The sequence below is a fragment of the Myxococcus sp. AB025B genome, assembly GCF_006518215.1.
Lineage (GTDB): Bacteria > Myxococcota > Myxococcia > Myxococcales > Myxococcaceae > Myxococcus > Myxococcus fulvus.
Map to the genome: position 1 here is coordinate 1 of NZ_SRLW01000253.1, position 14,494 is coordinate 14,494.

The window sequence follows — 14,494 nt, forward strand, 5'->3', positions numbered from 1 at the left end:
GGGGACAGGAGGTTGGTGGGGTACGTGGTGCCGAGGGCGGGGGCGGCGTGGGAGCCGGAGGCGCTGAAGGAGGCGCTGGGGCGCAAGCTGCCGGAGTACATGGTGCCGCCGGCGCTGGTGAGGCTGGAGGCGCTGCCGCTGACGCCGAGCGGGAAGGTGGCGAGGGCGAAGCTGCCGGCGCCGGACCTGGCGAGCCTGAGGGGCGTGGCGCCCTTCGTGGCGCCGAGGGACACGCTGGAGACGCAGCTGGCGGAGGCCTTCGCGTCGGTGCTGAAGCTGCCGAGGGTCAGCGTCACCGACAGCTTCTTCAGCCTCGGTGGTCACTCGCTGCTGGCGACACAGGTGGTGGCGCGCATCCGCCATCGGCTCAAGGCGGACATCCACCTGACGACGCTCTTCGAGGCACCGTCCGTGGCCGCGCTGGCCCGACGCATCGAGGCCGCGCCGCGCGCGCCGCTGGCGACCCTGCCTCCCATCGTCCCCGCCTCACGCGACAAGCCGGTGCCGCTGTCCTATTCACAGGAGCGCCTGTGGAAGCTGTTCAAGGCCAACCCCCAGTCGACGGCCTACAACCAGCCCGCGGCCTATCGCTTCAAGGGCGCGCTGAATCCGGACGCGCTCCGGGCCGCGATCCAATCCCTGGTGGACCGACACGAGTCCCTGCGCACCACCTTCACCGAGGAAGCCGGTCAGCCCGTCCAGAAGGTCGCCGCGACGTTGCGAATCGACCTGCCGCTGGAGGACTTCCGGGCCCGCGAGGACCGCGAAGAAGAAGTCCTCCGTCGCATCGCCGAGGACGCGCGCAAGCCCTTCGACCTCACGCAGGGACCCCTGGTTCGCGGCGGTCTGATCCGCCTGGCGGACGACGAGTACCTGTTCATCTTCAGCAAGCACCACATCCTCTCGGATGGCTGGTCCGAGAGCGTCATCACCCGCGAGGTGGTCCACCTCTACACCGCCTTCGCGCGCGGCTCGACGCCGTCGCTGCCTCCGCTGGTGATTCAATACCCCGACTACGCGGCCTGGCAGCGCCGCTGGCTGTCCGGTGTCGAGCTGGAGTCCCGGCTGTCCTACTGGCGCAACGCCCTGGCGAAGGCGCCGAAGCTGCTGGAGCTGCCCCTCGACAAGCCCCGTCCTCCCACGCGCACGTTCAACGGCACCTGGATTCCCGTGTCGCTGGGGCGCGCGCGCAGTGACGCGCTCAACCTGCTGTGCCAGCGCGAGCGCGTGACGCCGTTCATGGCGCTGCTGTCCCTGTTCGGCACCTTGCTCTGCCGCCGGGCTCGACAGGAGGAACTGGTCATCGGCTCTCCCATCGCGAACCGCGCGCTCCCGGAGGTGGAGTCGCTCATCGGCCTGTTCGTCAACACCGTCGCGCTGAACGTGGATGTGCGCGGCAATCCCTCCTTCCGGCAACTGTTGGCCCGGGTGCGCGACGTCACCCTCGGCGCCTACGCGCACCAGGAGGTGCCGATCGACCAGGTGGTGGACACCCTCGTCCCCCAGCGACAGCAGAACCGGGCGCCGCTCTTCCAGGTGATGTTCGTGCTCCAGAACACTCCCGCAGAATCGCTGGAACTGCCGGAGCTGACCTTGATGCCGATGCCGTCGGATCGCGGTGCCTCCATCTACGAGCTGACGCTCTCGCTCCAGGAGCAGGAGGACGGGTTCTCCGGGCTGCTGGAGTTCAACACCGACCTGTTCGAGCCCGACACCGCGCGACGACTGTGTGACGCCTTCTCCGCGCTCGTCGACGCGGTGCTGGCGACGCCGGACATGCGGGTCGGAATCGACGCGGTCATCCCAGGATTCGAAGGGCAGGAGTGAGCGGTCATGGAACTCAAGAATCGCTATCGCAACACGGAGTCGATGATCGGCCACGGCAATCCGTCGTTCACGTCGGCGAAGGAAGCGGGGCTGCTGGACCTGTCGGTGCATAACACCGGACGCGGCACGCTGGCACTGCCGGATGGCCGCGAGTTCATCAACATGTGCTCGTGCTCGTACCTGGGGCTGGACTCGCACCCGGACGTGCTCCAGGGCGCCATCGACGTGCTCCAGCGCGAGCGCACCCTGTGCATGTCCATCTCCCGGCTGCGAATCCGGCTGGCGGACCTGGACGCGCTCGAGGAGGAATTGAGCCACCGCTGGCGCGCGAAGACCATCGTCACCAACTCCGCCAGCTCCGCCAGCGCGGGCCTCCTGCCCCTCATCGCGTCCGGCCACCTGCTGCCCGACGGGCACAAGCCCATCCTGGTCTTCGACAAGTCCGCGCACTTCTCGATGAACCTCATCAAGCCCATCTGCGCGGATGAGACGCACGTCATCACCGCGCCGCACAACGACCTGGACTTCCTGGAGGACCTCTGCCGCAAGCACGCGCGCGTCGCGTACGTGGCGGACGGCTTCTACTCCATGGGCGGCGTGGCCATCGTGAAGGACCTGTTCCACCTGCAGGACAAGTACGGGCTGTTCCTCTACTTCGACGACTCGCACTCGCTCTCCATCTACGGCGCGTCGGGCGAGGGCTACGTGCGCGCGACGATGGGCGGCGAGGTCAACTCGCGCACCATCATCATCGGCTCGCTGGGCAAGGGCTTCGGCACGGCGGGCGGCGCCGTCATGCTGGGGCCCCAGCAGCACGCGGACCTGGTGGGCCGCTTCGCGGGTCCGCTGGGCTGGTCCCAGAGCCTGTCGATTCCGGCCATCGGCGCGAGCCTGGCCTCGGCGCGGCTGCACGGCGGCGCCGACCTGGCCGAGCGACAGCGCGCCCTCCGGGCCAACGTGCGCTACTTCGACGAGCGCGTGCCCACGCGGACCGCGGGCGAGGACTTCCCCATCAAGATCATCGACGTGGGGCCCGAGCCCCTGGCGGTGGAGCGCTCGCGGCGGTTGATGGCCGCGGGCTTCTACTCGTCCGCCGTGTTCTTCCCCATCGTCCCCAAGGGGCGGGCGGGGCTTCGCATCATGCTGCGCTCCAACCTGTCCACCGAGGACCTCCAGCGGCTGTGTGACGCCGTGCTGGAGCTGGCGGCGCCCGGGACCTCGGAGCCACTCGCATCATGACCATGCCCTTGCAGTGCAGGTCCTTCCTGGTGACGCCCGCCATCGACCCCTCCCGCTTCGACAAGGCGGTGGAGGTGGGCGCGGACATGGGACTGCTCGACCTGGAGGACGGTGTCCCCCACGCCCTGAAGTCGGAGGCTCGCCGGCTGGCGCTGTCCTATCTGTCCTCCTCCCGCCCACGCGGGCCGCTGTGCCTGCGCATCAACAGCCTGCGCACCGAGGCGGGCCTGCGCGACGTGCTCGCGCTGCTGGACTCCAACGCGCGACTGGATGCCCTGCTGCTGCCCAAGGTGGAGTCGCCCGCCGAAATCCAGCAACTGGACGCGCTCCTGGGAGACCGCTTCCCGGAGCTGTCGCTCCTGGCCATCATCGAGACGGCGCGCGGCGTGGAGGCCGTGGACGCCATCGCCCTGTCCGCGCCGCGCCTGCGCGGCCTCATCTTCGGCGCCGCGGACCTGTCCGCGCAGATGGGCGTGTCCCTGTCCTGGGAGCCCATGCTCTATGCGCGCTCGCGCATCGCCATGGCGGCGGCCATCGCGGGGCTCAACGCCATCGACTCGCCGTACTTCGGCCTGGGAGACCTGTCGGGGCTGGAGGAGGAGACGCGCAAGGTGGGGGCGCTGGGCTACACCGGGAAGATCGTCATCCACCCGGACCAGGTCGGCGTGGTGCACGCGGCGCTGCGGCCCACGCCGCAGATGGTGGCCCACGCGCGCCGGGTGCTCGCGCAGGCCGGTGACGGAAAGGGCGGCATCCACGTGGTCGGAGGGAGCATGATTGGCCCCCCGCTCGTGACGGTGGCGCGGCGGGTGCTGGCGAGCGTCCAGCATGACGAGGCCATGGCGCCCGTCCACCTGCGCGCGGGCTCCGGGAGCGGGGACTCATGAAGAAGATGGTGGCCGCCCACAAGAAGGTGGGCAAGCAGCGCTACCGCGAGACACACGGGCTGTTCTACGAGGACTTCGAGGTGGGCGATGTCTTCGAGCACCGCCCCGGCCGCACCCTCACCGACGTGGACAACATGTGGCAGTCGCTGCTCAGCCTCAACACCCACCCGCTCCACATCGACGCCGTCTACGCCAGCAAGACCGAGTGGAAGCGGCCGCTGATGTCCAGCCTCGTCACCCTGGCCATCGTCGGGGGGATGAGTCTGAACAGCACCAGCGCCAAGGGCGTGGCGAACCTCGGGTGGGACCGCATCCGGTTGACGGCCCCCGTCTTCGTGGGGGACACCCTGTACGCGGAGAGCCGGGTGCTGGCCAAGAGGAGGTCCCGCTCTCGCGCGAAACAGGGAGTGGTCACCGTGGAGACGAAGGGCCTCAAGGCGGACGGCACCGTCGTGATGACCTTCGAGCGCTCCTTCCTCGTGCCCTTGCGGCGCCATGGCGTGGACGTGGATGCGAACTACTGAGGTGATGACCGCGGTCGTCGTGCGGACTCCAGGCGGTCCGGAGCAGCTCCACCTGGAGACCCGACCCCGGCCCGTCCCCGGCCCCCGTCAGCTCCTCGTGCGCGTGCGCGCCTCCGCCCTCAACCGCGGAGACACCAGCCAGCGCGCCGGCGGCTACACGCTGCCTCCCGGCGTCACCAGTCCCTTGCTCGGCATCGAGGTCGCGGGCGAGGTGGAGGCCGTGGGCCACGAGGTGCGCGCCTTCCAGCCCGGCGCGCGCGTCTTCGGGCTGGTGGACGGCGGCGGCTACGCGGAGGCGTGCCTGATGGAGGAGGGGATGACCCTCCCGATTCCGGAGGGCTGGTCCTTCGTCGAGGCCGCGGCCGCGCCCGAGGCGTACTGCACCGCGCACGAGTCGCTCGTCGAGCTGGGCGGACTGGGGCCCGGTCAGTCCGTGCTCATCCACGCCGCGGGCAGCGGCATCGGCACCGCGTGCATCCAGGTGGCGCGCGAGGTGGGCGCCACCGTCTTCGTCACCGTGGGCAGCGACGAGAAGCTGCGCCGGTGTCTGGCGCTGGGCGCCTCCGCGGGCGTGGTGCGCACGCGCGAGAACTTCGCGGACGCGGTGCCCGAGTGGACGAAGGGCCGCGGCCTGGACGTGGTGGAGGACTTCGTCGGAGGCGCGGCGCTGGGCCGCAACCTGCGCGCGCTGCGCTTCGGCGGCACGCTGATGCTCGTGGGGCTGATGGACGGAATCCGCGGCGACCTGGACCTGAAGCAGGTGGTGCTGCGCCGCCTCCAGCTCAAGGGCATGGCGCTGCGTCCGTTGCCCCTGGCCGCCAAGGTCGCCGTCGTCCAGCGCTTCCGCGAGCGCTGGCTGCCCCGGCTCGTCGACGGCCGCGTGCGCGCGGTCATCGACACCACCTTCCCGCTGGCGCGCGTGGCGGACGCGCACCGGTACATGGAGTCCAACGCGAGCTTCGGGAAGATCCTCCTGGAGCTCTGAGGCGGTGGCTTCAGCTCCCCGTGGCGCGGCGCAGGTTGCCGCGGGCCGCGGCCCCCGGCTCGTGCAGGAGCGAGTAGGGATCCAACGCGTCGCCGCCCACCGTCTCCAGCCCCACCGACGTGCCCAGCCCCAGCCTCTCCGCGTGACGGAGGAACAGCGCGGTGACGACCTGGTCCTCCAGCGCGTACCCGGTGGAGTCGAACACCGTGGCCTGCTGGCGCCAGGACTCGTAGCGGTCCGGGTTCTTCACCAGGGTGACGAGGTCCGGGCCCACCTGCTCGGGCTTCAACTGCTGGCACTCGCCCTCCACCAGCGCCTGCACGGTGAAGTCCGGGCACACCAGGCTCTTCTCCAGGAGCGCGCGCGGCAGCTCCGTCTTGCCCGGCAGGTCCGAGCCCACGGCGTTGACGTGCACGTGCGGCTTGAGCGCCTTGCCGGAGATGACGGGGCCGGCGCCCACGGCGATGGAGGTCGCGGTGCAGATGATGTCCGAGCGCTCCTCCAGCTCCGACAGCGACACCTGCTTCACGTCCAGCCCGAGGAACGCCGTGCGACGCGCGAGCGACGCCTGCGCCTCCGGGTTCGTGTCGTACGCGAGCACCTCCGTGAGCGGGAACACGCGGCTGATGGCGTGCAGCTGCGTCACCGCCTGCGCGCCGCAGCCCACCAGGCCCAGCACGCGGCTGTCCGGCGAGGCCAGGCAGCGCGTGGCCACCGCGGAGGCCGCGCCCGTGCGCAGCGCCGTGGCGAACACGCCGTCCATCAGCGCGACCAGGTGGCCCGTCCTGGAGTCATACAGGCTGTTGGTCGCGATGATGGTGGGCAGCCCCTGCTCCTCGGGGTTGAAGGGGCTGTAGCTCACCATCTTCACGGTGACGGCGCCGCCCTTCTGCATCACCGGCATCCACTCGAGACACCCGGGCTGGCGCGGATGCTCCGTGAGGAAGCCGTCCCGCTTGCGCACCTCGGTGAGCTCTCCGTCGAACGTGCGCAGCGCGTCGGTGAGCGCGCGGATGAGCTCGTCCATCAGCGCGTCCGCACCCACTGCCTCCACGATGCAGCGCAGGTCCGCCCGAGTCACCAACAGTGTCCGTGTCGCGTCGCTCTTCACTCGAGTGTCCCCTGGGCCAATCCGCTGTTTCAGTCGCTGACTCGCGAAACAGGATCTGCTGATAACACAGCTCTGTAATGGGAGCGCAAACTAGCAGGGCTTTCATGTTCACGACAGGGGGGCCCCAACCCAGCGGAACCCGGTCGTTTTTCCGGGAGGAACGTTGGCGTCTCACGCGTCCGAGACATGGACGACACATCGGAATCCGATGTGCGAGGTTCCGCTGTCGATGGACTGCGGCGAGCGCGCGGCGGGGCGGTAGCGCAGGCAGTAGTTGGACGCGCAAAGGTGGCTGCCACCCTTGAGGACGCGGCGGGGGATGCTCACGTGCGGGAGGCTCGGGTCCAGGCTCTTGCCGCTGGAGGCGGGGCCGCGCGGGTTGACGGGGATGCAGCACGCCTTGCCGCCGTTGCCCTGGTGGCGCTCCTGGTACCAGTCGCAGGTCCACTCCCACACGTTGCCCGCCATGTCGAAGAGCCCATACCCGTTGGGTGGGAAGCTCCCGACTGGCGAGGTCCCCTCGAACCCATCGGTGTTCAGGTTCTGCCAGGGGAACTCTCCTTGCCAGATGTTGGCCATCTGCTGGCCTCCCGGAGAGAACTCGTCGCCCCAGACGTACACCTTGCGGTCCAGGCCGCCGCGGGCCGCGCGCTCCCACTCGGCCTCGGTGGGCAGGGCCTTGCCGGCCCAGGTGGCGTAGGCCTCCGCGTCTTCAAAGGCGACGTGGACCACCGGGTGGCGCTCGCGGCCGAGCCACGTGCTGCCGGGTCCTTCCGGGGCCTTCCAGCAGGCGCCGGGGGTATAGGCCCACCACTGCGTCAGGTCCTTCAGGCTCACGCGCTGGGCCGTCTTGCGGAAGACGAGTGAGCCGGGCACGAGCAGCTCCGGTGTGGCGCCGGGGAAGTCGTCCGGATTCAGCGGACGCTCGGCGACGGTGACGTAGCCGGTGGCCTCGACGAAGCGCGCGAAGTCGGCGTTCGTCACGGTGTGGCGGTCCATCCAGAAGCCGCTGACCGTCACCTGGTGCGCGGGCTTCTCCTCGGGATAGTGATGGTCGGAGCCCATCCAGTAGGTGCCGCCCGGAATCCACACCAGGTCCATGTCGGGGGCGTCCTTCTCCGTCACCTCGTTGCGCGAGACGGGGGACTGCAGGCCCTGGGTTTCACCGACGACATCCACGCTCATCCGCCGCCTCGCTCTTCGTCTGTCCACACCGGTGGAGGGGCACGCTCGTGGCCCCAGGCGGCAAGCTGGGTGGCTTCGTCGCGCGGGACAACCGGGCCCCGCGGGGCGGGGCGACCGAGGGGCCCCGGGTGCTCGGAGGCACCCGGACCTGCGAGCGCCCGCGGCGTGTCCGCCTTCGGATTGGCGGCGTGTACACGCGTGGACAACGTCCTGTCGCCAACGTGCAGGAGGGGCTCATGGAGACGAGGACCGAGACGGAGACGCGCGTGAGGGAGCGGACGGACACCACCACGCCCCGCGAGCTCCACAAGCTCAGCCCCTTCGAGCTGAAGGACACGCTCATCGAGATGGCGGACGAGTCCGCGAAGACGCGCGCGGCGGTGATGCTCAACGCGGGGCGGGGCAACCCCAACTGGATTGCCACCACGCCGCGCGAGGCGTTCTTCCTGATGGGGCAGTTCGCGCTGAGCGAGAGCCGCCGCACCTGGAACGAGCCCGAGGTGGGGCTCGCGGGCATGCCGAAGTCACCGGACATCGCCCGGCGGCTGCGCGACTTCCTGGACGCACAGGAGGACAGCGCGGCGGTGAGGCTCCTGCGCGACTCGCTGGAGCACGGCGTGCGCGAGCTGGGCTTCGACGAGGACGCGTTCGTCTGGGAGCTCACCGACGCGGCCATCGGCGACAACTATCCGGTGCCGGACCGGATGCTCGTCCACGCGGAGCGAATCGTTCAGTCCTATCTGGCGAAGGAGATGTGTGATGGCCGTCCGCCGCCGGGGCGCTTCGACCTGTTCGCCGTCGAGGGCGGCACCGCGGCGATGACGTACATCTTCCGCTCGCTGATGGTGAACGGCCTGCTCCAGAAGGGGGACACCATCGCCCTGGGCACGCCCATCTTCACGCCCTACCTGGAGATTCCGCGCCTGGAGGAGTTCGACCTGCGCACGGTGGACATCCGGCAGAGCGAGATGACCGAGGAGGGGCGGCACTCATGGCAGTATCCGGAGTCGGAGCTGCGCAAGCTGGAGGACCCTCGCATCAAGGCCTTCTTCGTGGTCCACCCCGGCAACCCGGGCGCGACGGCGATGCGGCGCGAGTCGCTGGACCTGCTGGTGGACACCGTCCGGGAGAAGCGGCCGGACCTGCTGCTGCTGACGGATGACGTGTACGGCACGTTCGTGGAGGGCTTCCGCTCGCTGGCGGCGGAGCTGCCCCACAACACGCTGCTCGTCTACTCGTACTCGAAGCACTTCGGGTGCACCGGCTGGCGCCTGGGCGTGGTCGCGCTCCACGAGGACAACATCCTCGACGACATGATCGCGCGCCTTCCGGCCGCCCAGCGCGAGATGCTCGAGGAGCGCTACGGCTCCATCACCCTCGAGCCCGAGCGGCTGAAGTTCATCGACCGGATGGTGGCGGACAGCCGCGCGGTGGCGCTGAACCACACCGCGGGCCTGTCCCTGCCGCAGCAGCTCCAGATGTCGCTGTTCTCGCTGTTCGCGCTCCTGGACAAGGACGACGCGTACAAGAAGCGCTGCCGGGGCATCTGCCGCGAGCGGCTGGCCGCGCTGTACCAGGGCCTGGGCGTGGACCTGCCGGAGGACCCGCTGCGCTCGGCGTACTACCAGACGCTCGACCTGGAGGCGTGGGGGCGCAAGCACGTGGGGAAGGACTTCGTGGAGTACGAGGAGGCGCGGCATGACCCGCTCGACATCGTGCTCGCGCTGGCGCGCAGGCATGGCGTGGTGCTGCTCAACGGCAGCGGCTTCGAGGGGCCGGAGTGGTCGGCCCGCGTGTCGCTGGCGAACCTGGACGACGAGGCCTACCCGCGCATCGGCCAGGGCCTGAAGGACATCGTCATCCGCGCCATCCAGGAGTGGAAGGGGCGCGAGCTGGACTCGTGAGCGCGCGAAGATTCCCACCTTCGACGGAGGCCCATCATGAATGGCTCGAAGAACCCGATGCGAGGACTGTTGTGCGCGGTCGGCCTGCTGCTGACGGGCGCGGGCATCGCCGCGCAGGAGGGCCAGGCCCGGCCCGCGCCCCCCGGCACGGACGCGGCGTCGACCCGCGAGGCTCCGGCGGGCACGAAGGCGAAGGCGGGCAAGGACGCGGAGCCGCCGCGGTCGGTGCGCATCCTGGCGACGGGCGGCACCATCGCCGGGGCGCAGGGCAGTCCCCAGGGGTATGGCTACAAGGCGGGGGCCTTCAAGGTGGAGGACCTCATCAAGGGCGTGCCGAACCTGGACAAGCTGGCGCGGCTGTCCGGTGAGCAGGTGGTGAACATCGGCAGCCAGGACATGAACGACGCGGTGTGGCTGAAGCTGGCGAAGCGGACCAACGCGCTGTTGGCCTCGCCGGACGTGGACGCCGTCGTCGTCACGCACGGCACGGACACGCTGGAGGAGACGGCGTACTTCCTGGACCTGGTGGTCAAGAGCGACAAGCCGGTGGTCCTGGTGGGCTCCATGCGGCCCGCCACGGCCACCAGCGCGGACGGGCCGGGCAACCTCTACAACGCGGTGGCCGTGGCGGCGTCGCCGGAGGCGAAGGGGCGGGGCGTGCTCATCGTCATCAACGACGAAATCCACGCGGCCCGCAACGTGACGAAGACGAACACCACCAACGTGGAGACCTTCCGCAGCCTGAACCGCGGGCCCGCGGGCGTGGTCAACACGGGCGACATCCACTGGTTCGAGAAGATGGACAAGCGGCACACGGTGGACTCCGAGTTCTCCATCGCGGGCGAGAGCACGCTGCCGCGCGTGGACATCCTCTACGCGCACGCGAACATGAGCCCGGACCTCATCGACTCGGCGGTGAAGAACGGCGCCAAGGGGCTGGTCATCGCGGGGGTGGGGGATGGGAACATGACCCAGCCCGCGCTCGACACGCTGGCGAAGCACGTGAAGAAGGGCGTGGTGGTGGTGCGCAGCACGCGCCTGCCGAGCGGCCTGGTGCTGCGCAACAACGAAATCAACGACGACCAGAAGGGCTTCGTGGCCTCCGGGGAGCTGAACCCCGCGAAGTCGCGCGTGCTGCTCCAGCTGGCGCTGCTGGAGACCCAGGACCCCACGCGCGTGCAGCGGATGTTCGAGGAGTACTGAGGCCCGTCGGCTCGCGGGTGCTCCCATGATGGACGCGGAGACGCTGTCGGACTTCTCGCTGGTGAGGGGCGGTCCGTTCCAGACGCTGGGACGACGGCTGCGGGGTGTCGAGCCGCGCCGCTCCGGCCTCTTCGCGCTCGGGCTCGCGTTGGGGTGCTGGGTGCCGCTCGTCCTGATGACGTGGATGCAGGGGGGCGACGCCCCGCGCCTGCTGCTTCGGGATCTCCAGGTCCATGGCGAGCTGCTGCTGTCGCTGCCGGTGCTCGTGGCGTCGGGCCCCTACATCGACAGCCGCCTGGGCGCGGCGGCGCGTCAGTTCCTCCGGGCGGACCTGGTGGGCGAGCGGGGACGGGGCGCGCTGGAGGCGCTGGCCCGGAGGTGCACGCGGTGGTGTGACTCGGCGGGCGTGGAGCTGGTGCTGCTGGGGCTGGTCATCGCGTTCGCGTGGCTCACGTCGCCGGACCCGTCGCGGGCGTGGCAGGTGTCGTCCTGGGGCCAGCCGTCGCTCGCGGGCGGCTGGTACCTCTGTGTGGCCCAGCCGCTGGTGCGCTTCCTGGTGCTGCGGTGGCTGTGGCGCGGAGTCGTGTGGGCGGTCTTCCTGCTGCGCGTCTCGCGGCTTCCGCTTCGCCTGGCCTTCACGCACCCGGACCAGTCGGGCGGCCTGGGGTTCCTGGCCGTCTGTCAGGCCAGCTTCGCGCCGGTGGTGTTCGCGGTGTCCGTGCCGGTGGCGTCGTACTCGTTCCGGACGAACGCCGCCGCCATCACCGAGTCCCCGCTGGACTACATCATGCCCCAGGTCCTCTATGCCGTGCTGGCCTGCCTGGCCGTCTTCGCGCCACTGGCGTGCTTCTTCCGGCCGCTGGTGGCGGCCAAGCGGCGAGGAGACCCGTGGTTCTCCGCCGTCGCGGCGCACCACTCGCGCGAGTTCGAGGGCCGATGGTTCCAGAAGCAGCCCGAGCTCCCCGCGCTCGGCGCGCCGGACTTCTCGTCGCTGGCGGACCTGGGCTCGTCCTTCATGGTGGCTCGCAAGATGAAGCTGTTCCCGTGGGACCAGCGCGGGCTGCTGGCGGTGGGCGCGGCCGGGCTGGCGCCGCTCGTCATCCTGCTGATGGTGGACCGGCAGTTCCTGGCGGTGGTGAACCAGCTGCGCCAGAGCATGGGCTGAGCGGCGGCCTTCGCTCGGGTGCCTGTCCGCCGAGGACTGTCGGCCGCGGGCGGACGTGAGGATATCCAACGACGGCGGCTCGTGTGCGTGCCGCCTGGGAGGAGGCGGGCATGCTCAGGACCCTGGCCGTGTTCGTGCTGGGCAACATCGTCACCCTGTTCATGTTCACCCAGGGACTGGAGCGAAGGCCCGGTGAGCTCCGGCACGTCCTGGAGCGCCCGGCGTTGTATGCGCGCTCGCTGCTGGTGGTGCTCCTGCTGGTGCCGTTGGTGGCCATCGCGTTGGTCCATGTCTTCCGGCTGCCGACGGTGGTGGCCAGCGCCATCCTGCTCATGGCCGTCTGTCCGGGCGCGCCCCTCCAGGTGAACCAGGCCCGCTCGCTGGGCGCCAGCAGCACCACGTCCCTCAACCTGTTGTTGCTGCTCAGCCTCTTCGCGCTGGTGACGGTGCCGCTCTGGGTGCGGGGCGTGGACCGGCTCCTGGGCGTCGAGTTCAGGGCGGCGCCGAGCCTGGTCTTCCAGCTGCTGCTGGTGAAGATCGTCCCTCCGCTCATGGTGGGAGTCGCGGTGGGGCACTACTTCCCGAGCCTGGCCCGGAGGCTCGCGCGCTGGTGTGGTCGGGTGTTCAACGTGCTGCTCATCGCCGTGTCGGTGGGCGTGCTCTTCATCGTTGGTCCGAAGCTCATCCACACCGCGTGGCTCGCGGTGGTGGCGTTGGTGATGCTGGTGACGATCTCGGCCGTGCTGGGACACTGGGCGGGGGCGCCGCGAATGGAGGACCGCAAGGCGGTGGTGCTGGCCGCGGCCTTCGCGCATCCGGTGTTGTCGATGACCATCATCACCCAGAGCTATCCGAACTACCGGGCGCTCGAGGTGGCGGGCGTGGTGGGCGCGTACGTCGTCATCCGCGTCCTGGCGCTGACGCCGTACAAGCTGTGGGTGAAGCGACATGGGGAGTCCGGGGGCTCGAAGCGGGTTCCTCCCGGTGGCGTGCCGGCGTAGCGGGCTCACCCCCTGCCGTCCGGCGACGGCGTTGCCCGGGTGGAAGTGGCGGCTCAGCTTGCGGGCATGAGCCGGGCTTCGGACCCGGCACCCACGCCATCGAGGTGAGTCATGTTGGAGCAATCGACCACGGGGCTGTCGCCCCAGGAGGCGCGAGACCTCGCGCATGAGGCGTATGTCTTCGGCCTGCCCCTGGTGGAGCACTATCGGCTGTTCGCGCTGAACTTCCGTCCGGAGTCGCCACAGCTCCGGCCCGCCAACCAGTTCCTGCACTTCTCCCGGCTGTTCACCCCCGAGGACCGGGAGGTCGTCTCCCCGAACAACGACACGCTCTACTCGGTGGCGGTGTTGGACCTGCGAGGCGGGCCCGTGGTGGTGGAGACGCCGGAGCTGAGCGGGCGCTACTTCTGCATCCAGCTGGTCGACATCACGACGAACAACCTGCCGTACATCGGCACGCGGGCCACGGGCACGGCCCCCGGGCGGTTCGTCGTCTCGGGGCCTGACTGGACGGGGCCGCTGCCCGAGCCGCTGAAGGACGCGAGCATCATCCGCTCCGACTCCTGGTTCGTGGCGGCGCTGCTGCGCGTCGGCGTGGACGGCCCGAAGGACCTGTCAGCCGCGGTCCCGCTCCAGCGGGAGTTCAAGGCGACGCCGCTCCACGTGTTCTCCGGGCTGCCGGCGCCGAAGCTCCCCGAGGTCTCGTGGCCTCCGTACTTCGATGACAAGGCGGACGCGTCGCTGAAGGCGTTCGAGTACCTCAACTTCATGATGCAGTGGCACCGCTTCTCCGACGCGGAGCGACCGCTGCTGGCAAGGCTCGCGCGCGCCGGGGTGCGCCCCGGGGAGTCCTTCGACGCGAAGTCGCTGCCACCGGTCCTCCGTGACGCGATGCTGGCGGGAGTCCGCGAGGCCCGCGAGTCCATCCAGCAGCGGCCGATGCTGCATCAGGGGTGGGAGCTGCCGGACCCGAAGGTGGGTGACTTCGGCGACGACTACGCGCTGCGCGCCCGAGTGGCGTGGAACTACCTCTACGCGAACTCAGCGGCCGAGGCCGTCTATCCCATCACCCACCTGGATGGCGCCGGCCGTCCGCTCGATGGGGCGCGTGCCCGCTACGTGCTGCGCTTCCCCAAGGAGGCGATTCCTCCGGTGCGCTTCTTCTGGTCCCTCACCGCGTACGACGCGAAGAGCCACATGCTGGTGGAGAACGACATCCACCGGTACTCGCTGGGAGATCGCTCGCGCACGTTGAGGCGGTCCGAGGATGGCTCCATCTCGTTCTTCCTCCAGAGCACGCCCCCGGAGGCCGCGCGTCAGTCCAACTGGCTGCCGGTGCCCACGACGCCGAAGCCCTCGGGGCCTCGCGTCACGGGCGGGTCATGCGGCTTGAAGCCCATCTCCTGGAAGGGGCTGTCCCCATCCGGATGGCAGTTCACGCAGCGCGGATGCAGGAGCACGCG

General features: G+C 70.0%; 12 protein-coding genes. 10 read left to right on the forward strand and 2 right to left on the reverse strand.

All coding sequences use genetic code 11. From position 1 onward, the window contains the following. The 5 genes from FL311_RS32055 to FL311_RS32075 form a co-directional block, all read left to right on the forward strand. Positions 1-1,827, forward strand: a 1,827-nt coding sequence (locus tag FL311_RS32055) for a condensation domain-containing protein (protein ID WP_228557216.1), incomplete at its 5' end; no start/stop codon positions are given. A 6-nt stretch (positions 1,828-1,833) separates the two neighbouring features. Beyond that, positions 1,834-3,066 (forward strand): aminotransferase class I/II-fold pyridoxal phosphate-dependent enzyme, encoded by a 1,233-nt coding sequence (locus FL311_RS32060; RefSeq protein WP_141331188.1) that lies wholly within the window; start codon positions 1,834-1,836, stop codon positions 3,064-3,066. Then, entirely contained in the window at positions 3,063-3,953 is an 891-nt protein-coding gene (locus FL311_RS32065) for an aldolase/citrate lyase family protein (RefSeq protein WP_141331190.1), read from the forward strand. The genes FL311_RS32060 and FL311_RS32065 overlap by 4 nt, the downstream gene beginning before the upstream one ends. Continuing rightward, positions 3,950-4,477, forward strand: a complete 528-nt coding sequence (locus tag FL311_RS32070) for a MaoC/PaaZ C-terminal domain-containing protein (RefSeq protein WP_046713949.1) — start codon at positions 3,950-3,952, stop codon at positions 4,475-4,477. Before FL311_RS32065 ends, FL311_RS32070 begins: the two co-directional genes overlap by 4 nt. Further along, on the forward strand, positions 4,464-5,462 hold the full coding sequence (locus FL311_RS32075; protein ID WP_141331192.1) for an NAD(P)H-quinone oxidoreductase: 999 nt from the start codon (positions 4,464-4,466) through the stop codon (positions 5,460-5,462). The genes FL311_RS32070 and FL311_RS32075 overlap by 14 nt, the downstream gene beginning before the upstream one ends. A 10-nt stretch (positions 5,463-5,472) precedes the next feature. Here FL311_RS32075 and FL311_RS32080 read toward each other — a convergent pair whose 3' ends face one another. Then, positions 5,473-6,543, reverse strand: a complete 1,071-nt coding sequence (locus FL311_RS32080; RefSeq protein ID WP_228557217.1) for an ornithine cyclodeaminase family protein — start codon at positions 6,541-6,543, stop codon at positions 5,473-5,475. A 201-nt stretch (positions 6,544-6,744) separates the two neighbouring features. Then, on the reverse strand, positions 6,745-7,758 hold the full coding sequence (locus FL311_RS32085; protein ID WP_141331196.1) for a formylglycine-generating enzyme family protein: 1,014 nt from the start codon (positions 7,756-7,758) through the stop codon (positions 6,745-6,747). A 236-nt stretch (positions 7,759-7,994) separates the two neighbouring features. On the opposite strand from FL311_RS32085, the gene FL311_RS32090 reads away from it, so the two are divergent. The 5 genes from FL311_RS32090 to FL311_RS32110 all read left to right on the forward strand — a co-directional run. Continuing rightward, positions 7,995-9,662, forward strand: a complete 1,668-nt coding sequence (locus FL311_RS32090; RefSeq protein WP_141331198.1) for a bifunctional aspartate transaminase/aspartate 4-decarboxylase — start codon at positions 7,995-7,997, stop codon at positions 9,660-9,662. A gap of 36 nt (positions 9,663-9,698) precedes the next feature. Beyond that, entirely contained in the window at positions 9,699-10,865 is a 1,167-nt protein-coding gene (locus FL311_RS32095; protein WP_141331199.1) for a type II asparaginase, read from the forward strand. 25 nt (positions 10,866-10,890) lie between these two features. Then, positions 10,891-12,030, forward strand: a complete 1,140-nt coding sequence (locus tag FL311_RS32100; RefSeq protein ID WP_228557218.1) for a hypothetical protein — start codon at positions 10,891-10,893, stop codon at positions 12,028-12,030. Positions 12,031-12,140: 110 nt separating this feature from the next. Continuing rightward, the gene (locus FL311_RS32105; protein WP_141331201.1) at positions 12,141-13,031 is read left to right on the forward strand and encodes a hypothetical protein; all 891 of its coding nucleotides are present in this window, start codon (positions 12,141-12,143) and stop codon (positions 13,029-13,031) included. 111 nt (positions 13,032-13,142) lie between these two features. After that, on the forward strand, positions 13,143-14,494 hold a 1,352-nt coding region (locus FL311_RS32110; protein WP_141331203.1), incomplete at its 3' end, for a DUF1254 domain-containing protein.